General features: G+C 68.1%; 15 protein-coding genes. 6 read left to right on the top strand and 9 right to left on the bottom strand.

What is annotated here, in order from left to right; translation table 11 throughout:
• The first annotated feature begins 288 nt into the window (after positions 1 to 288).
• On the top strand, positions 289 to 1,827 hold the full coding sequence (locus L6Q21_RS16305; protein ID WP_237831811.1) for a tetratricopeptide repeat protein: 1,539 nt from the start codon (positions 289 to 291) through the stop codon (positions 1,825 to 1,827).
• Here L6Q21_RS16305 and L6Q21_RS16300 read toward each other — a convergent pair.
• Positions 1,815 to 2,678, bottom strand: a complete 864-nt coding sequence (locus L6Q21_RS16300) for an acyl-CoA thioesterase (RefSeq protein ID WP_237831810.1) — start codon at positions 2,676 to 2,678, stop codon at positions 1,815 to 1,817. The two genes, L6Q21_RS16305 and L6Q21_RS16300, sit on opposite strands and share 13 nt — an antisense overlap.
• A gap of 112 nt (positions 2,679 to 2,790) precedes the next feature.
• On the opposite strand from L6Q21_RS16300, the gene L6Q21_RS16295 reads away from it, so the two are divergent.
• Positions 2,791 to 3,345 (top strand): NADPH-dependent FMN reductase, encoded by a 555-nt coding sequence (locus L6Q21_RS16295; RefSeq protein ID WP_237831809.1) that lies wholly within the window; start codon positions 2,791 to 2,793, stop codon positions 3,343 to 3,345.
• Between the two features lie 2 nt (positions 3,346 to 3,347).
• Here the strand turns inward: L6Q21_RS16295 and L6Q21_RS16290 are convergent, their stop codons facing one another.
• From L6Q21_RS16290 to L6Q21_RS16275, 4 genes are all read right to left on the bottom strand, one after another.
• Positions 3,348 to 4,637: an adenylosuccinate synthase gene (locus L6Q21_RS16290; RefSeq protein WP_237831808.1), complete on the bottom strand. Its 1,290-nt coding sequence runs from the start codon at positions 4,635 to 4,637 to the stop codon at positions 3,348 to 3,350.
• Between the two features lie 92 nt (positions 4,638 to 4,729).
• The gene (locus tag L6Q21_RS16285) at positions 4,730 to 5,830 is read right to left on the bottom strand and encodes an ATP phosphoribosyltransferase regulatory subunit (protein WP_237831807.1); all 1,101 of its coding nucleotides are present in this window, start codon (positions 5,828 to 5,830) and stop codon (positions 4,730 to 4,732) included.
• Positions 5,827 to 7,407, bottom strand: coding sequence for a phosphoglycerate dehydrogenase (serA, locus tag L6Q21_RS16280; protein WP_237831806.1), 1,581 nt, complete (start codon positions 7,405 to 7,407; stop codon positions 5,827 to 5,829). The genes L6Q21_RS16285 and serA overlap by 4 nt, the downstream gene beginning before the upstream one ends.
• Positions 7,408 to 7,410: 3 nt before the next feature.
• Positions 7,411 to 8,562: a phosphoserine transaminase gene (locus L6Q21_RS16275; protein WP_237831805.1), complete on the bottom strand. Its 1,152-nt coding sequence runs from the start codon at positions 8,560 to 8,562 to the stop codon at positions 7,411 to 7,413.
• A gap of 337 nt (positions 8,563 to 8,899) precedes the next feature.
• Here L6Q21_RS16275 and L6Q21_RS16270 point away from each other — a divergent pair, with 337 nt between their 5' ends.
• Together L6Q21_RS16270 and L6Q21_RS16265 are read left to right on the top strand one after the other, a co-directional pair.
• Positions 8,900 to 9,841: a PEPxxWA-CTERM sorting domain-containing protein gene (locus tag L6Q21_RS16270; protein ID WP_237831804.1), complete on the top strand. Its 942-nt coding sequence runs from the start codon at positions 8,900 to 8,902 to the stop codon at positions 9,839 to 9,841.
• A gap of 120 nt (positions 9,842 to 9,961) precedes the next feature.
• Positions 9,962 to 10,834 (top strand): LOG family protein, encoded by an 873-nt coding sequence (locus L6Q21_RS16265; protein ID WP_237831803.1) that lies wholly within the window; start codon positions 9,962 to 9,964, stop codon positions 10,832 to 10,834.
• Positions 10,835 to 10,894: 60 nt separating this feature from the next.
• Here L6Q21_RS16265 and L6Q21_RS16260 read toward each other — a convergent pair whose 3' ends face one another.
• On the bottom strand, positions 10,895 to 12,337 hold the full coding sequence (locus L6Q21_RS16260) for a S41 family peptidase (protein WP_237831802.1): 1,443 nt from the start codon (positions 12,335 to 12,337) through the stop codon (positions 10,895 to 10,897).
• 116 nt (positions 12,338 to 12,453) lie between these two features.
• Complete coding sequence (locus L6Q21_RS16255; protein ID WP_237831801.1) at positions 12,454 to 13,122, bottom strand: c-type cytochrome; 669 nt, start codon at positions 13,120 to 13,122, stop codon at positions 12,454 to 12,456.
• A 261-nt stretch (positions 13,123 to 13,383) separates the two neighbouring features.
• Between L6Q21_RS16255 and L6Q21_RS16250 the strand changes: the two genes are divergently transcribed.
• Positions 13,384 to 14,292 (top strand): prephenate dehydratase, encoded by a 909-nt coding sequence (locus tag L6Q21_RS16250; protein WP_237831800.1) that lies wholly within the window; start codon positions 13,384 to 13,386, stop codon positions 14,290 to 14,292.
• 90 nt (positions 14,293 to 14,382) lie between these two features.
• Complete coding sequence (locus L6Q21_RS16245; protein ID WP_237831799.1) at positions 14,383 to 16,863, top strand: putative bifunctional diguanylate cyclase/phosphodiesterase; 2,481 nt, start codon at positions 14,383 to 14,385, stop codon at positions 16,861 to 16,863.
• Here L6Q21_RS16245 and nudC read toward each other — a convergent pair.
• Complete coding sequence (nudC, locus tag L6Q21_RS16240) at positions 16,748 to 17,635, bottom strand: NAD(+) diphosphatase (RefSeq protein WP_237831798.1); 888 nt, start codon at positions 17,633 to 17,635, stop codon at positions 16,748 to 16,750. The genes L6Q21_RS16245 and nudC overlap by 116 nt on opposite strands.
• Positions 17,632 to 18,684, bottom strand: coding sequence for an A/G-specific adenine glycosylase (locus L6Q21_RS16235; RefSeq protein ID WP_237831797.1), 1,053 nt, complete (start codon positions 18,682 to 18,684; stop codon positions 17,632 to 17,634). Before L6Q21_RS16235 ends, nudC begins: the two co-directional genes overlap by 4 nt.
• Positions 18,685 to 18,701 lie beyond the last annotated feature (17 nt).

Below are 18,701 nucleotides of genomic sequence, written 5' to 3'. Positions count from 1 at the left end.
GCTAAGCCGGCTTCAGTTGGATACAACGCAATCCGTCACCCCGGGCTTGACCCGGGGTCCAGCTTTTTTCACGGGCGAGGCGCTGGACCAAGAAAGCTGGACCCCGGGTCAAGCCCGGGGTGACGAGAGGCGGCGACAGATTCTGGCCGGTCGATGCTGGCCGGGTGAGGCGGTTCGCACTTCTTCACAATTGCAAGGGCGGTGCGCGCTTTCCCGGACTGGCTGGCTTGGTTAACTGTAGCGGAAATTCTGGAAGGGACTCGAGGCTGCACCATGCTGCACTGGCGAATGGCATGGTTGTGGCTTCTGGTGCTGGCCCTGCCGGCCCCTGTGCTGGCTGGGTGGAAGGTGGCGGAAACGGCGCATTTCCGTGTCTATTCCGAGGGGCCGCAAAAGCGGCTGGTGGAGCAGGCCGCGCTGCTGGAGGATTTTCATCGCCTGCTGCAGGACAGGACCGGTCGCCATCCGGCGGCCGGAGCGCCGCGTCTGGACGTTTTCCTGGTGAAGAATCTGCAGGAGGCCACCCCCTGGCGGAAGCTCGGCGGCAATGTCGCGGGCTTCTATCGCGCCGATCGCGGACGGATTTCCGTGATCGCGGTCGATCCCGGCGAGGGCAATGACGATCTCGCCGACACGGCGCTCGGCGGGCAGCAGATACTGCTGCATGAATATGGCCATCATTTCCTGCTCGGCACGGCCGGGGTCGCCTATCCGCCCTGGTATGTGGAAGGATTCGCCGAATATTTCTCCACCGCGCGTTTCCGGCGGGATTCCATCGAGATCGGGCGGATCAGCGGCAATCGCGGCGTCTGGCTGGCCGGGGCGGAGTGGCTGCCCATGGAAAAGCTGCTGGCGCGCACCCCGGCGCTGGAGCGCCACTCCGAAAGCGCCATGTTCTATGCCCAGAGCTGGCTTCTCACCCATTATCTGTTCCGCACGCCGGGCATGCGCGACCGGCTGGTCGCCTATCTGACGGCGACGGCGGCCGGAGCCGATCCGGTGGAAGCCTTCCGCAGCCATATCGACCCGGATCTGCAGGGGTTCCAGCAAAAGCTCCGCCGCTATCTGGACGAGACGAGCTTCAGCCGCCTGCCGCGCACTGCGGGCACGCCGGCCTCCGTTGCCGTCAAGCCCTTGCCGGCGTCGGCCGGCAGCCTGCTGATGCGGCTGGTGTCGATGGAGCATGGGCTGCCGGAAAGCCGCACCGAGGCGGCGCGCGAGGATGTGCGGGCGCGCGCGGCGGCAGCCGGGCCGGATGCGCTGGCCAGCCGCGCGCTGGCCCTCGTCGAGTTGCAGAACGGCAATCGGGCCGAGGCGCGGACGCTCCTCGACCGGCTGCTCGTGGCGGAGCCGGACGACCCGGACCTTCTGCGCTGGCGGGCGATGGCGGCGGAAGATCTTGCGGAATCGCAGAGATTTCTGGACCGCGCCTTCGATGCCGCCCCGAATGACTGGCGGACGCTGCACGCCTATGCGCGCCTTTACCAGCCGGCGCGCCGGCCGCTGCCGACCCATGCGCTGGACCTGCTGCTGCGCGCCCATGACCTGGCGCCGCAGGTGACAGAGGTGGTGCTGGATACCGCCGTGGCCCTCGCCCGCGCCAATCGCCTGCCCGAGGCTGCGAACATATTGGAGCCGCTCGCCTGGTCGCCGCATGGCGGCCCGGCCGCCGAACTCGCGGAAAGGCTGCTGATGAAAGCCCGCGCGGGTGACCGGGCCGGACTGCTGGCGGAAATCGCCGAGCAGCAGGAACGCATGCAGGCGCGGATGTCCAGCCTGCGCGGCGCGGCGCTGAGTGGCGCGTCCGGGCGGCGTCAGTCGCGGTAGCGGATCAGCCCTTCCTGGACGACGGTCGCCACCAGCTGGCCGCGTTGCGAGAAGATTTTTCCGATATTGAGCCCGCGACCGCCGGAGGCCGCCGGGCTATGCTGGTCGTAGAGATGCCATTCGGATGGATCGGTGTCCTGGTGGAACCAGATGGCATGGTCGAGGCTGGCGCTTTGCAGCTTCGGGTCGGTCCAGGAAACGCCGTGCGGCAGCAGGCAGGTGTCGAGCAGCGTCATGTCGGTCGCATAGGCGAAGATGGCCGCGCGCAGGCGATGGTCGTCGGGCACCTCGCCATCGGCCCGGAACCAGTTTTGCGTGGCCGGCGGCAGCACGCGCGGATTCATCGGGTTGATGGGGTGCAGCGGCCGGAACTCGAACGGCCGGTCGCGCGTGGCGAGGATCGAGCGCCAGGGTTCGGGAATCTTCTCGTCGGCTTTTTCCGTCCACTCCCGGTCGCTCAGCAGACCCTCCGGGCCGACGCTGGCGGGCATCGGGTCATGGTGCTGGAAGCCCGGCTCGCGGATCTGGAAGCTCGCCGCCAGCGAGAAGATGGCGCGGCCGTGCTGGATCGCGGTGACCCGGCGCGTGGTGAAGCTGGCGCCGTCCCGCTCGCGCTCCACCTTGTAGAGGATGGGGATTCGGGGTTCGCCGGGGCGGATGAAATAGCTGTGCAGCGAATGCGCCGGCCGATCCTCGGGCACGGTGCGCTGGGCCGCCGCCAGCGCCTGCGCCACCACCTGCCCGCCATAGACCCGCGACCAGCCGGCGTCGGTGTTGGCGCCGCGATAGAGATCGACTTCGATTTCCTCGACATCGAGGAGGCGGAAGAGGCGGGCGAGGGCGGTTGGCATGGCCCAATCGGTAAGGGCGCGGCTGGCGCCATGCAACCCGTTGCATGTTGCAGGGCAGCATGGGCGGTGGCATGTTCCAGGCGGAAGCAGATTCTAACGCCGGGGTGGAAAGATGGTCGAGATTCTGGGCATTTCGGGAAGCCTGCGCAAAGAGTCGCTGAACACGCGCCTGCTGCATCTGGCGGCGGAACTGATGCCGGAAGGAAGCCGGCTGACTACGGCCACCCTGCACGGCATCCCGCTGTACGATGGCGATGTGGAAGAGGCCGACGGCATCCCGGCCGCTGTCGAGGCGTTGAAGGATGCGATCCGCAAGGCCGATGGCGTGCTGCTGGTGACGCCCGAATATAACAACGGCATCCCCGGTGTGTTCAAGAACGCCGTGGACTGGGTCAGCCGCCCGCCGAAGGACAGCGCGGGCGTTTTCCGCGGCCGCCCCTTCGCGGTGATCGGCGCCTCGCCCGGCGGTTTCGGCACGCTGCTGTCGCAGAACGCCTGGCTGCCGGTGCTGCGCACGCTGGAAACGCGCTTCTGGTCCGAAGGGCGGTTCCTGCTGTCGCGCGCGCATCTGGCCTTCACCCCCGAAGGCGGGCTGGCCGACGGGAAGCAGCAGGAGATGCTGCGCGGGTTTCTCGCCGGCTTCGCGAAGTTCGCCGGAAAGGGCTGATATCAGTCGCGGAAGGGGTCGCGCACCAGGATGGTGTCGTCCCGCTCGGGCGAGGTGCTGACCAGCGCCACAGGGCAGTCGATCAGCTCCTCGATGCGGCGGATATATTTGATTGCCGCCGCCGGCAGGTCCGCCCAGCTTCTGGCGCCCTGCGTGCTTTCGCTCCAGCCTTCGAAGCGTTCGTAGACGGGGCGGATGGCGGCCTGCTGCCGGGCCGAGGCCGGGAAATGGTCGAGCGCTTTCCCGTCCAGCTCATAGCCGGTGCAGACCAGAAGCTCGTCGAAGCCGTCCAGCACGTCGAGCTTGGTCAGCGCGATTCCGTCCACGCCGGAAAGGGCGATCGACTGCTTCACCAGCGTCGCGTCGAACCAGCCGCAGCGGCGCTTGCGCCCGGTGACCGTGCCGAATTCCCGGCCGCGCTCGCCCAGCCGCTGGCCGATCTCGTCGTCGAGTTCGGTCGGGAAGGGGCCGGAGCCGACGCGGGTGGTGTAGGCCTTCACGATCCCCAGCACATAGTTGATGGCGCCCGGCCCCATGCCCGAACCGGCCGACGCCTGCCCCGCCACCACATTGGACGAGGTGACGAAGGGGTAGGTGCCATGGTCGACATCCAGCAGCACGCCCTGCGCCCCTTCGAACAGGATGCGCGCGCGCTGCCGGCGCTTGGTGGCGAGCGTCTGCCAGACGGGGGCGACGAAGGGCAGAACGGAAGGGGCGATTTCGGCGAGGTCGCGCAGAAGCCGGTCGCGGTCGATCGGCTCCACGCCGAAACCGGCGCGCAGCGCGTTGTGGTGGGCCAGCAGCCGGTCGATCTGCGGCGCGGCGCCTTCCAGATCGGCGAGATCGCAGACGCGCAGCGCCCGGCGGCCCACCTTGTCTTCATAGGCCGGGCCGATTCCGCGCCGGGTGGTGCCGATCTTGCCGGCGCCGCTCGCATCCTCGCGCAGCGCGTCTAGATCGCCGTGGAAGGGCAGGATCAGCGGCGCATTCTCGGCCACCTGCAGCACTTCCGGCATCAGCTTCACCCCCTGGCCCGACAGGCGCTCGACCTCGTCGCGGAAGTGCCAGGGGTCGAAGACGACTCCGTTACCGATCACCGAAAGTGTGCCGCGCACGACGCCGGAGGGCAGGAGGGACAGCTTGTAGACCTGATTGCCCACCACCAGCGTGTGGCCGGCGTTGTGGCCGCCCTGGAAGCGCACCACCACATCCGCGCGCGCCGACAGCCAGTCGACGATCTTGCCCTTGCCCTCATCGCCCCACTGGGCGCCGATCACGACGACGTTTGCCACATTCCATCCTTCGAGAGCCGCGATTCGCGCGCCGTCTTCCGCCCGAGCGGGCGTCGAACAGCTGCCGGTTCGCCTGAAGTCCCTTTTTCCTGTCAGTCCTTAGCGACAGCCTGCTCGCCATTCCAGACATGCGTGCAGCCGACGGCCGAATCCGTATCCGAAAGCGCCTCGACCGTCGCCCAACCCTCGGCCCGCAGCCGGTGGGCGGTTTCAGCGGATGTGTCGAGCGGCAGGAACAGCCGCTGCCGCGCGGAAGCGCCGAGCCCGGCGTCCACCAGCGTGTCCACATAGAGGGAAACGCCGGCCGCCGGCTCGCGCCGGCCATCCGGGTGGCGGACGGCATAGGCGCCGCCCCGGCCGATTTCCCCGCGCAGGGGCACGCCATTGGCTTCCCCGAACAGCGAGAAGCCCATCCAGCTATAGTAATCGAAGCCGTGGCGCTCGGTCGGGTCGATCGTGACGCGCACGGCGGGCAACAGCGCGATCAGCGCCTGCAGCCGGGCGGCCAGTTCCGGCGCGAGCGCCGCCAGCCGGGGCAAGGCGGTTTCCGCCGGCCCGGCGAGATCGAGAAGGGCGCGGTAAGGCTGCCGCCCGTTGCCGGAAAGCGCCCCCCAGTCCTTGCCATCGAGCGCCGCCAGCAGCCCGTCCGGATCCTCGACCGGCCAGCGGCCGGCGGCGAGCGCCGGCACCAGCTCGGGGGTGGTGAGGTCCACCGAAAGCCCGGTCACCCCGGCCCGGCCCAAGGCTTCCAGTGCCGTCGCGATCAGTTCGGCGAGCGCGGATTCGCCGTCGGTTCCGATCAGTTCGGCGCCGGCCTGCGTCAGCTCCCGCTCGGGGGACAATTGCCCAGCCCGGCCGCGCAACACCGGCCCTGCATAGGCCAGCCGCAAGGGCCTGGGGGCGGCTGCCAGCCTGGTGACGGCGATGCGGGCGATCTGCCCGGTGATGTCGGGCCGGATGGCCAGCGCTTCGCCGGTCGCCGGGTCGGAGGAGCGGAAAAGCGCGCCGCCCAGCGGCTTGCCCAGCCAGCGCGCCAGAGAGGCTTCATGTTCGACGAGCGGCGGCGCCACCCGTTCATAGCCGCGCGCGGCAAAGGCATCGACCACGGTCCGCACCAGCCCCGACGCGGCTTCCGCGGCCGGCGGCAGCCGGTCGCGGAAGCCCGAAGGCAGGAGGGAAGCGGTTCCGGTCAAGAGAATTTCAGCGACTTCACCGTCTTCACGCCCGGAAGACGGCAGATATCGCCAAGCGTCGCCTCATCGACCGCCGAGTCGACCGAAAGCAGCAGGATCGCCTCCGCTCCGGCGTCGCGGCGGCCGAGGTGGAAGGTGCCGATGTTGACGCCCGCCTCGCCCAGCCGCGTGCCCAGCCGGCCGATGAAGCCCGGCTTGTCCTCGTTGACGATGAACAGCATGGCGGGGGCGAAATCCGCCTCCACCTTGATTCCGAAGATCTCGACGAGGCGCGGCTGCGCCGCCCCGAACAGCGTGCCGGCAACCGAACGCTCGCCGGCGGCCGACTTCACCCGCACCCGCACCAGCGTCTGGTAATCGGTGTCGCGCTCGTGGCGGACTTCGGCGACTTCGATGTTGCGGTCGCGCGCCATGGTCGGCGCGTTCACCATGTTCACCGTGTCGGAGAAGGTGCGCATCAGCCCGGCCAGCACCGCGCCGGTGATCGGCTTGATGTTGAGCTGGGCGGCCGCGCCTTCCACCTCCACCGTCACCGACCGAAGCTCGTCGGATTCGAGCTGGCCGATCAGGTGGCCCAGATGCTCGGCCAGCGCCATATAGGGCTTCAGCTTCGGCGCGTCCTCGGCGGAGAGGCTCGGCATGTTGAGGGCGTTGGTGACTCCGCCGGTCAGCAGGAAGTCCGACATCTGCTCGGCCACCTGGATCGCCACATTCACCTGCGCCTCGTCGGTCGAGGCGCCGAGGTGCGGGGTGGAGATGAAGTTCGGCGTTCCGAACAGCGGGCTTTCCTTCGCCGGCTCCTCCACGAACACGTCGAGCGCGGCGCCGGCGATGTGCCCGGAATCGAGGCCCGCCTTCAGCGCCGCCTCGTCGATGAGGCCGCCGCGCGCGCAGTTGACGATCCGCACGCCCTTCTTCGTCCTGGCGAGATTCTCGGCCGAGAGGATGTTGCGGGTGCTGTCGGTCAGCGGCGTGTGCAGGGTGATGAAGTCGGCCTTGGCCAGAAGCTCGTCCAGCGTCACCTTTTCCACGCCGATGTCCTGCGCGCGCTCCGGCGTCAGGAACGGGTCGAAGGCGATCACCTTCATCTTCAGCCCCAGCCCGCGCTCGGCGACGATGGAGCCGATATTGCCGCAGCCGATGAGGCCGAGCACCTTGGAGGTGACTTCCACCCCCATGAAGCGGTTCTTTTCCCACTTGCCGGCCTGCGTCGAGGCGTCGGCCTCCGGCAACTGGCGGGCCAGCGCGAAGATCAGGGCGATGGCATGTTCGGCGGTGGTGATGCTGTTGCCGAACGGCGTGTTCATCACCACGATGCCGCGCGCGGTGGCGGCGGGCACGTCCACATTGTCGACGCCGATGCCGGCGCGGCCGATCACCTTCAGCTTCTTCGCGGCGTCGAGGATCGGCGCGGTCGCCTTGGTGGAGGAGCGGATGGCGAGCCCGTCATAGTCGCCGATGATGGCGGCCAGCTCTTCCTTCGTCAGGCCGGGCTTCTCGTCCACTTCGATCCCGCGGGCGCGGAAGATTTCGGCGGCCTTGGGGGACATCTTGTCGGAAATCAGAACCTTCGGCATGTCTCAAGCCTCCTTCGCGGTGGCATAGGCCCAGTCGAGCCAGGGGATCAGGGCTTCGATATCGGCGGTGTCGACGGTGGCGCCGCACCAGATTCGAAGCGACGGCGGCGCGTCGCGATAGCCATTGATGTCGAAGGCGACTCCCTCCTTTTCCAGCAGCGTGGCCATGGCCTTGGGCAGTTCCGGCGCGCCGTCGATCCGGATGCAGACCGAGGTGTTGGAGCGCGTCGCCGGATCGGCGGCGAGGTTGGTGGCCCAGGGGGTGCGGTCCACCCAGGCGTTGAGCGCGGCGGCGTTGGCGTCGGCGCGGGCGAACAGCCCTTGCAGGCCGCCGGCCGATTCCGCCCAGCGCAGCGCGTCGAGATAATCCTCGACCGCCAGCATGGAGGGGGTGTTGATCGTCTCGCCCTCGAAGATGCCCTCGATCAGCTTGCCGCCTTTCGTCAACCGGAAGATCTTCGGCAGCGGCCAGGCCGGCGTATAGCTTTCCAGCCGTTCGACCGCGCGCGGCGACAGGATCAGGATGCCATGCGCGCCCTCGCCGCCCAGCACCTTCTGCCAGGAGAAGGTGACGACATCGAGCTTCTCGAACGGCAGGGCCTGCGCGAAGGCGGCGCTGGTGGCGTCGCACAGCGTCAGGCCCTCGCGGTCGTCGGCGATCCAGTCGGCGTTCGGAACGCGCACGCCCGACGTGGTGCCGTTCCAGGTGAACAGCACGTCATGGGAGGGATCGACGGCGGCAAGGTCGGGCAGGTGGCCGTAATCGGCCTTGGAAACGGTGGGGTTCAGCTTCAGCTGCTTCACCGCGTCCGTCACCCAGCCGTCGCCGAAGCTTTCCCAGGCGAGCGCGGTGACCGGGCGGGCGCCCAGCAGGCTCCACATCGCCATTTCATAGGCGCCGGTGTCGGAAGCCGGCACGATTCCGATCCGGTGGCTGGCGGGCACGCCGAGGATGGCGCGGGTGCGCTCGATCGCGTCCTTCAGGCGCGACTTGCCGATCTTGGCGCGGTGGGAGCGGCCGAGGCTGTCGGTGGGGAGGGTGGAAAGATCGTATCCGGGGCGCTTGGCGCAGGGGCCGGACGAGAAATGCGCACGTGTGGGGCGCAGTTGCGGCTTTTCGTGCGCGTCGCGCACGGGGGCAGGCTTCACAGTCATATTCTCTCCTCTCAGAGAGCTCGCGCCGCGTTGGGACGGCGTGGCCCGCCGCCGCTCATAAAGCGGAATCATCTCGGGTCAAGGGAAAGCCTCGGAGGAAAGAGGCGGGAATGCGGCCGGTGCAGAGGCCCCTCCGCCGGCCGTCCGCCTGCGCTGACCAGATCGGATCGGGCGGATCAGTCGGAGAATTTTACATTTCGGATTGGCGGAGACCGGAAGCCAGGTTGCCAACCGGCTGAAAAATTATGGTTAAAGATTTTACATGATTGTGGCACGTTTATTGCTGAATATCTTCTCGTGTATTTCGTGTTGTTGCTTAACAGGGAAAGGGATTGACATGAAATTTAAGCTTCTCGCTGGCGCTCTACTTGCGCTGGGCGCTCTGCCTGCGGCTGCAGCGCAATATTCCGTGCTGTGGTGGGATTCGACTCCGGACTATGGCGGCCAGGCGCCCGACGCGCTGCGGCAGAAAATACCCGATTATCTGACCGCTTTCGACGGCGGCAGCCTGTTCCAGGCCACATATGTCTCAAGCCTCACCGGCGGCTCCCTTGCCACCCATCTGGCGAGCAACAGCTATGACGTGATCGTGTTGGACGCGACCAACTCCGCGCAGATATTCAACGCCGCCGATCTCCAGGCCGTCAAGGATTTCTACGCCGCCGGCAAGAACAACCTGCTCTATGACGGCAATCTCTATATCCGCAGCATCAACTTCTCTCCCGAGACCATCTTCCCCGGCACCAACAACTCCAGCGGCAACCTCACGGTCAATCAGGTCTATGCTCTGGCCAGCCGTGGCGGCGGCATCTTTCTCGGCACCGACCATGCCGGCTTCCAATATGATGTGAACTATATCAGCAACGGCCTGCTCGCCGGAGCCGTCTTCTCCGGAATCACCAGCCCGTCGACCGACGGCGAGTTCACCGGGACCGAACTGCTGAACGCCAAGGCGGGTGTGGCGCCGGCCGACATTCTTGCCCACTGGGCATCGGTTCCCTCGCAGGCGATCGCGCCGACCGGCACCTTCACCGATTTCCTCGGCAATGATGTGACTCTCTACAGCCAGGTCAACGTGGCGGATTATGTCGGTGGTCCGCGCCTTTCCTACATCTCCACCAGCTTCGCGCCTTCCGGCGGCCCGGTGGACATCGAGGATCCGGATGTCCCCGGCCAGCCCGGCGGCGTGGTGCCCGAGCCCGCCACCTGGGCGATGATGATCGCCGGCTTCGGCCTGGTCGGCGGCGCCATGCGCCGTCGCCGCACCGCCATCGCCTGAGCGATCGCGCTTTGAAAGCGGGGCCGCCGGCGCGAGGCCGGCGGCCCCGACTGTTTTTCCGTCTCCGTCCGTCTCCGCCAAGGTGGCATTTCCCTGCCCATGCGCCTAAATCGATGGACAATGGACGAGCAGATCACCACCCACCGGCCTTTCGAGCCGGCCGCCCGCGAAGCGGATTTCGCGGCCAACCCCACCCCAACGGCGCAGACGGAACATTCCGCCTATCGCCTGGCGTTCCAGGACAATGACTTCCTGCTGCGCGAGGAATTGCGCCCGGTGCGCTTTCAACTGGAGCTGATGAAGCCGGAAGTGCTTCTGGCGGAAGCGGGAATCGCCTCCACCTTCGTCTTCTACGGCTCCGCCCGAATCCCCGGGCCGGAAGAGATCGACGAGTTGCGCGCCAGCGCCGACACGCCCGAACGCAAGGCCGTGGTCGAGCGGCTGGTCGCCAAGTCCCGCTATTACGACGAGGCGCGCAAGCTCGCCTTCCTGGCGTCCTGCCGCGACTGCGACATCGGCGGCCCGCGCGACTATGTCGTCTGCTCGGGCGGCGGGCCTTCCATCATGGAGGCGGCGAATCGCGGCGCGCACGATGCCCGTGCGCCCTCGGTCGGCCTCAACATCATCCTGCCGCACGAACAGTTGCCCAACGCCTATGTGACGCCGGGGCTCAGCTTCCAGTTCCACTATTTCGCCTTGCGCAAGATGCACTTCCTGATGCGGGCGCGGGCGGTGGCGGTGTTCCCCGGCGGCTTCGGCACGTTCGACGAGCTGTTCGAGCTGCTGACGCTGGTGCAGACCGGCAAGATGGCGCCGATTCCCATCCTGCTGTTCGGGCAGGAATTCTGGGAGAAGGTGGTGAACTTCCAGGCGCTTGCCGACGAAGGGGTGATTTCGCCCCGGGATCTGAAGCTCATCCACTATACCGAAACGGCGGACGAAGCCTGGGACCATGTCTGTCGCCACGCGGAGGAAACGGCAAAGGCCGCCTGAACCATCCGGGGCAGGCCCCGTTCAGACGGGCGGATTCGAACGGCGAACGCAACGGCCGCCCTAGAAAGTCCCCGGGGCTTCGCGCTGCGCGGTCGTCGGCCGCTTCGGCACCAGAAGCGCGCGTTGCGCGGTGTCGGCCGACATGGCGCGCGAACCTGCGGCGACAGGCGTGCAACTGCGGCCCATCAGGAAGTCGATCGCGGTTCTGGTGGAGGCCTCCTGCGCGCTGCCCATGGCGTGGGAGAGATCATCCTCCGCCCGGCAGCTGGCGCCCGTTCGTCCGGCGAGCCCGTCGAAATAGTCTCCCCGCCGATCGGCATTCTGGATCTGGAGGGCAATGATCCTCAGCCGGTCGTCGCAGGCTGCGCGGTCTCTCGCGATCTGGCCGACCGGCTTGCCATAGGTGTTGGAACCGATGATAGCGCTGTTTTCCCTGAGCCAGGGAGTCATGGCGTTGATGACCATTTCGCTGGCCGAAGCGCTGTCCCCGGTCACGATGAAGGCGAGCTTCGCCGGCGAGATCGATTCGGGCTGGAGCTGGAAGCGCCGCGTCTCGTCATATTGCGATTTGGAGGGGCGGAATGCCGTGTAGGACTGCACATCCGTGCCGTTGCGGCCGCCGCCCAGCAGATCGCCCAGCAACTCGGCGGTGCGGATAAGGCCGCCGCCATTGTAGCGCAGGTCGATGATGACATGGTCGATTCCTTCGGCGCGGAAGCGGCGGAAGGCATTGCGAAGGGCAGGGTCGGCGGTGGAAATGAAGGTTCTGAGGTTCAGATAGCCGATCTTGCGGCCGTCTTCTTCCAGAACGCGCACGCCATTGTCCTGCGGCACGGGCGGCAGATCGAACTCCCGCTTGGTGACCATGGGCGTCGCCGTGTCGCCATTGGTGACATGGCGGATGGCGCGCGCGAGCCCGGCATCGGAGGCGCCCAGCGCCTGCCAGATTCCGGCTTCGCCATCCGAGTCGATCAGGCTCACCACCGTGCGCAGGTCGCTGCCACTGGAGCCGATGGCCAGGATCTCGCTTCCGCGCCGGAAGCCGGCGAGGGCCGCCGGCGTGTTTTCATAAACCTCGGTCACGAACAGCCGGCGGGCGACGGTGTCGATTTGCAGGCGAAAGCCGAAGGCCGCCGTCGAGCCGGATTGATAATAGGCCTCTTCCTCGCGGATCGAGGTCACATAGGTGAAATAGCGATCGCGCCCCTGCGCACGGGCCATTGCCGTCAAGGAATCCACATATTCCCAGAGGCTGGAATAGCCTGAGGGGTTGGGGGAGGCCGGCAGGGTTTCAGGGAAGAGATACCATTCGTTCATCTGCGCCGTCGCCCAGTTCTTCCGCTCGCTCAAGGAGCAGCCCGCTACAGGCGTGGGCGCAGGTGTCGGCGCGGGAGTCGGCGTCACCCCCGTGTCGCCCGGGCCGGATGCCGGGCCACCATCGGACGAGCAGGCGGCGAGAAGGGCGGATACCGCAGCGGCGGCAAGCAGACGCGAACAGAACATGCCGGCAAGATTAGCAAAGCCGTTTGACCGGAAAAGGAAAATCGCACGCGGCTGGGACCAGCCGCGTGCGATTTTCATCCTCCCCTCGCACATGGCGGTGGGGGGATGTCGGAACGTCAGGCCTTGACGGGTGTATCCGCCGCCGGGGCCGCTTCAGCGGCAGTCGCGCCGCCCTCGGTTGGGGGGGCGTCTGCGGGCGCGGCATCGGGCGTGGCGCCGGCGTCCGCCGCCGGGGCTTCGGCGGGTACCGCCGGCAGCGGCAGGGGGTTGTCGCTCTTGGAATTCAGGAAGGCGATCAGGTTCGCCCGGTCTTCCGGCTTGCCGATTCCGGCGAAGCTCATCTTGTTGCCGGGGATGTATTTCTTCGGATTGGCCACCCAGTGCGACAAAGCGTCCCAGTCCCAGCTTTTCTCGGCGGTCGCCTTCATCGCTTCGGAATAGCCGAAGGATCCGATGTGCGCATGCTTGGCGCCGACGATTCCATAGAGGTTCGGGCCGATGCCGGTGGCGCCGCCCTTTTCGATGGTGTGGCACGAGGCGCACTTCTTGAACTGCGCTTCGCCCCTGGCGATGTCGGCCGAGGCGAGATAGGCGGCGATCGGCTTTTCGGCGACCGCGCCGCCGCCGGCGGATCCGCCTTCTTCCTCAACGCCTTCCACGATGAAGGCTGGCGTTTCCGGCTTGTGCGCCTGGAACATCGCGCCCGTCAGGATCGACAGGCCCAGAACCGTGGCGGCCGCTGTCAGAACCCAGCCGGCGATCTTGTTCCACTCGTAGCTGTCCACCTGTGATGCACTCCAAATGTGCCGGCTGTTGCGCCAGCGCCAGGCCTTCCCCACCGGGTAAGGGCCCGGGCTGCGCGGGGCCCGCCGCGCTTGGTTCCGCGCCTCATAGAAAGCGGCGTCCGGCTTGGCAATGGTCTCGGGGCGGGCGACGGCCGGCCACTCGCAAATTGCGCCAGCGCCGGCGGCCGGTTCCGCACGCCGGTCTCGCGTGCCGATTCCGCGCGATTGACTGGACCCGGCCGCCAAGGCATCGCCCGGCGCATGCAAAGCTATCCGCCCCTCGCTCAAGCCCTTGTCGACCAGATGCGCGCCGCCGCCGAGGCGGAGCCGGCGCGCGCCATCGCCTTTCAGGGCGCGCCCGGGGCCTATTCGCACCAGGCGGTGCGCGAAACCGTGCCGGACGGCCTGCCTTATCCCTGCTTCAGCTTCGAGGATGCGATCGCCGCCGTTTCGGAAGGGCGGGCGCGCCTGGGGGTGATTCCGGTCGAGAACAATCTGCATGGCCGGGTCGCGGACGTGCATTTCCTGTTGCCGGAATCGGGGCTTTCGATCGTCGGCGAACATTATGTGAAGGTGGAGCATTGCCTGCTGGGGCCCCCGGGGGCGATGCTTGCCGGTGTCCGGCAGGTCACTTCCCACCCGCAGGCGCTGGGCCAGTGCCGCAAGCGCACGCGGGAGCTGGGGCTGGTGTCCACCAGCTATGCGGATACCGCCGCGGCGGCGGCGGCCGTGGCCGGCGAAGGCGACATCCGGGTGGCGGCGATCGCCTCGCGTCTGGCGGGGGAGCTTTACGGCAACAGCCTGCTGCTGGACGGACTTCAGGACGCCGACCATAATCGCACGCGCTTCCTGATATTGTCCCGCACCCCGCGCGCCGTCCGGGCGGAGGATGCGCCGGTGAAGACGACGCTTTCCTTCGAAGTGAAGAACGTGCCGGCCGCGCTGTTCAAGGCGCTGGGCGGTTTCGCCACCAACGGCATCAACCTCACGCGGCTGGAAAGCCATTTGCGCGGGGGGGCTTTCGTCGCCGCCGAGTTCCTGATCGACATAGAGGGTCACCCGGAAAGCCCGGCGGTGGCGCGGGCGCTGGAGGAACTGGCGTTTCATTCGAAATGGGTGCGGCTGCTGGGAAGCTACGCCATGGTGCCGCCCGAAGTCGCGGCGCCTTAAACTTCCTGAAGCCCGGCCGTTCTCCCCTGGGATGACGGCCACGCGCAATCGCTTCCATCGCATGTGCCGGTGCCCGGCCGGGATACCGCCATGTCGATGATGTTCAAGCCGCCCGATCAGTCGGTGCGGCTGCAGGCGGTGGACCTTATCGGCGTAGGGCCGGAAGGCGACCCGTTCTGGCAACGGGTGCGCCGGGCGCAACTCTCCTTCTTCGATCGCTATCTGCCGTTCAACATCGCCATCGCGGTGGTGAACGGCGCCTTGTTGCTGGGAATCTTCGGCGGCCGGCTTCCCGGCTTCGCGCTCGTCTGGCTGGTGGTGGCGCATGCGCTGGCTCTGGCGCTCGGTTCGGGCCGGCGCCGGGCGCGCCGCCTGCAGCGCGCCGCGCCGGTCGGCCGGGCCGCGGTTTTCCGATCCCTCCTGAACCTCGCGCTGGTCGGATCGAGCTGGGCGCTCGTCTTCCATCAGGCGCTGGGGCAGGCGGCGCCGGGGGAAGCGATACTGGTGGTGGCGATGGCGATGGCCGGCATGGGCTGCATGTCTTTCTCCACCATCGTCTGGCCGCTCGGCTCGATCGCCATGTGGGGGCTGGTGGCGATCGCCACCATGGCCGGGCTGTTCCGGCATCACGGGGCGGAGGCCTGGCCGGTAACGGTGGTGATGCTGAGCTTCATCCTGTTCATGGCGCGCGGCACGCTGGTGACGACGCAGGGCACGCTGGTGCGAATCCGTCTGAAGGAGCGGGTGCGCGAGCAGGAGGAGGTGGTGCGCCTGCTGCTGAACGAATTCGAGGCCAATGGCTCGGAATGGCTGTTCGAGTTCGACCCCGGCGGGCGGCTGACCTTCGCCTCCAGCCGCTTCGCCGAAGCCTTGCGGCGGCCCGTGGACGAGGTCGTGGGCCAGCACTGGTCCCGCTTCCTGTCGGACCGGGATTCGGCGCGCGAGCTGTTCGAAGCCGTCCGCCGCGGCCACCCGTTCCGCGACATATTGCTGCGGGTGGAGGTGGAGGGCGAAGTCCGCTGGTGGTCGCTTTCGGGCACGCCGAAGTTCGACCGCGACGGCTGCCCGACCGGCTATCGCGGCGTAGGCTCCGACGTGACGGACCGCCAGCGCGCCGCCGAGCGGATCGCCGAACTGGCAACCTTCGATTCGCTGACCGGGCTGGTCAACCGGCGGATCGTCCACCAGGCGCTGGCCGACGCGCTGGCGGTGGGCCCAGCCGCCGAAGGGCAGGGGGTGGCGCTGCTGTTCGTCGATCTGGACCGGTTCAAGGCGGTGAACGACAGCCTTGGCCATGGCGCCGGCGATCGGCTGCTGGCGGAAGTGGGCGCGCGCCTGCGCGAGCAGGTGGCGCTTGGCGCCGGCCCGCGCGCGCTGGTCGGGCGGCTGGGCGGGGACGAGTTCGCCGTGCTGCTGCGCTCGGCCAGCCTTCAGGATGCGGTGGCGCTGGGCGAAACGCTGATCGAGCGGCTGAGCCAGCCCTATCAGATCGCCGGCAAGCCGGCGGTGATCGGCGCCAGCATCGGCCTTGCCATCGGCCCTGAGGATGGCAGCACCGTGGAGGCGCTGATGCGCGCCGCCGATCTCGCGCTTTACGATGTGAAGGCGAAGGGGCGCGGCAGCGTTCGCGCCTACAATCGCGCCATCCACAAGCGGGCGGAAGACCGGCATTCGCTGGAGCTGGACCTGCGCCACGCGCTGTCGGGCGGGCAGTTCCGTCTGGCCTTCCAGCCGGTGGTGGACGCGCTGGACGAACGGGTGGTGGGCTTCGAGGCGCTGCTGCGCTGGCGCCATCCGCAGCAGGGGGAGATATCCCCGGCGCTGTTCATCCCGATCGCCGAGGATTCCGGCCAGATCGCCCGAATCGGCGCCTGGGTGCTGAACGAAGCCTGCCGGGTCGCTTCCGCATGGCCGCGCAATGTGCGCGTCGCCGTCAACATATCGCCCCTGCAGTTCGACGATCCGGGGCTGGTGGAGATGGTGCGCGCCACGCTCAGGCGCTGGAACATCGCGCCCGAACGGCTGGAACTGGAACTGACCGAAAGCCTGTTCCTGGACGAGCGGGCGCAGACGGCGGCGATGCTGGCGGAATTGCAGGAGATGGGCGTCGGCTTCGCGCTGGACGATTTCGGCACCGGCTATTCCTCGCTCGGCTATCTGCAGAAGATCGCCTTCCGCCGGATCAAGATCGACCGCAGCTTCGTGCGCGCCAGCGCCACCGATGGTGGCGAATCGACCGCGATTATCCAGGCCATCGTCGCGCTGGCGGAGCGGCTGGGCATGGAGACCACCGCCGAGGGCGCCGAAACCCGCGCCGAGTTCGAAGCCATGCGCCGGCTCGGCTGCGCGCATGTGCAGGGATTCTATTTCGGAAAGCCGATGCCGGCCGAGGACGCCGCCCGCCTGCTGGACCGGGCGCGCCCGCTTCTGGAACTGGTGGAGCCGCTGGACCCGTTCAGCCCGCGCACCCTTCCGCCCAGTTCGACAGCAGCCAATGGGCGATCGCCAGCGGCGGCGGCGCCTTCCACTCCGCCTCTCCTCGAAGCGCCGCGCGCACCTCCTCCCGGCTGACCCAGCGGGCGTCGGCGATCTCGGTCGGGTCGAGGCTGAGGTCGAAGCCCTCGGCCGTGGCGAAGGCGCCCATCATCAGGCTGGACGGGAAGGGCCAGGGCTGGCTTGCCCCGAAACGCACATTGGAAACGCGGATTCCCGCCTCCTCGTGAAGCTCGCGCGCGACCGCTTCCTCCAGCGACTCGCCCGGCTCCACGAAGCCGGCCAGCGCCGAGAAGAAATTCGGCGGGAAATTCGCCCCGCGCCCCACCAGCACCTTCTCTTCCCTTTCGGCGAGCATGATGACGACCGGGTCGACTCGCGGGAAATGCTCGGCGCCGCAGGATTCGCACAGCCGGCTGTAGCCGGCCTTCTCGATCCGGGTTCGCGAGCCGCAGGCGGCGCAGAAGCCATGCCGCCGGTGCCAGTCCAGCACGGAACGCGCCTGGGCGACGATCGCCGCCCGCCCCTCGGCGAGGCTGGCCCCCGCCGTCCGCGCATCGACGGCGCGCGCCGGCAGGTCGTCGTCGGCCTTGCCGTCCACCGCGAAGCGCGGCTCGCCGTCCGCCGTGAGCCCCAGGAAGATGCTGGTGCCCGAAGGCGCCTCGCTCCGGCGTGCCCAGAACAGCTCGTCACCGGCCTCGTTCAGCAGCGGCTTCATATCCTCCAGGATCAGGAAGCGGGCGGCGGGGTGCATCCGCGCCGCCTGAATGGCCGCCGCGTCGCGCCGGAGATGGTCGGCCTTGTCGAGCGGCGAGCCGGTGAAGCCCATGGGAATTGCGGTGTTGGTCATGTCGGGCTGGGTTCCAGTTCCAGGGCAAGCGTCACGGCGCGTGCGTATAGCGTCGGCAAGCCTGCGCCAGCTAGCGCTTCGCGCGGGGTCCAGAAGAGCGGCTCCTCGCCAAGCCTGTTCCAGCGCACCGGCGCCGGGGCGACGGCGACCGACAGCCGAAGCTCGAAATGGGTGAAGATGTGGCGGACATGGCCTGGCAGCGTCCGCCAGTCGGCGTCGAAAGGATAGGCGGCCTGTTCCGCTTCCGACCAGCCGGTGCCCGGAAGCGCCAGCATGCCGCCCAGCATTCCGCGCGGCGGCCGGCGCACCAGCGCCACGTTGCCATCCCGCTCGATCCACCAGGCGAGGCCCTGCTTTACCGGCCGGGCCTTCTTCGCGGCCTTTTGCGGATAATCCTCGGGCGAGCCGCTGGCATGGCCGACGCAAAAGGCTTGCAGCGGGCAGAGCAGGCAGCGCGGCGCTTTCGGCGTGCAGATGCTGGCGCCGAGGTCCATCAGCGCCTGCGCGAAATCGCCCGGCCGCCCGGCTGGCACATGCGGGGAGAGGGCGGCGGCGATCTGCGCCCGGCCGCCGGGCAAAGGCTCGCGAATCGCGAAACAGCGCGCTGCCACCCGCTCGACATTGGCGTCGATCACGGTTGCCCGTTCGCCAAACGCGATCGCTGCGATCGCCGCCGCCGTATAGGGGCCGACTCCGGGCAGCGCTCTCAGTTCCGCTTCGGTTTCGGGAAAGCCGCCGCGCGCCGCCACCTCGCGCGCGGCGGCGATCAGGTTGCGCGCGCGGGCGTAATAGCCGAGCCCGGCCCATTCCCGCATCACCTGCGCCTCGTCGGCGCCGGCCAGCGCCTGCACCGTCGGCCAAAGTTCCAGAAAGCGCCGCCAATAGCGTTCGACGGCCGCGACCGTCGTCTGCTGCGCCATGATCTCCGACAGCCAGATGGCGTAAGGATCGGGCCGCCCGGGCGATCCCGGCGGCAGGCGCCAGGGCAGGGCGCGGGCATGCCGGTCGTACCAGTTCAGCAATTGCGTGGAAAATCGGTCGACGGCCATGGCCGCTCTCTGGCACA

The sequence above is a fragment of the Sandaracinobacteroides sayramensis genome (assembly GCF_022014495.1).
GTDB classification, from domain to species: domain Bacteria; phylum Pseudomonadota; class Alphaproteobacteria; order Sphingomonadales; family Sphingomonadaceae; genus Sandaracinobacteroides; species Sandaracinobacteroides sayramense.
Note: the sequence above shows the minus strand (reverse complement) of the source record. Positions and strands in the feature narration are given on the sequence as shown.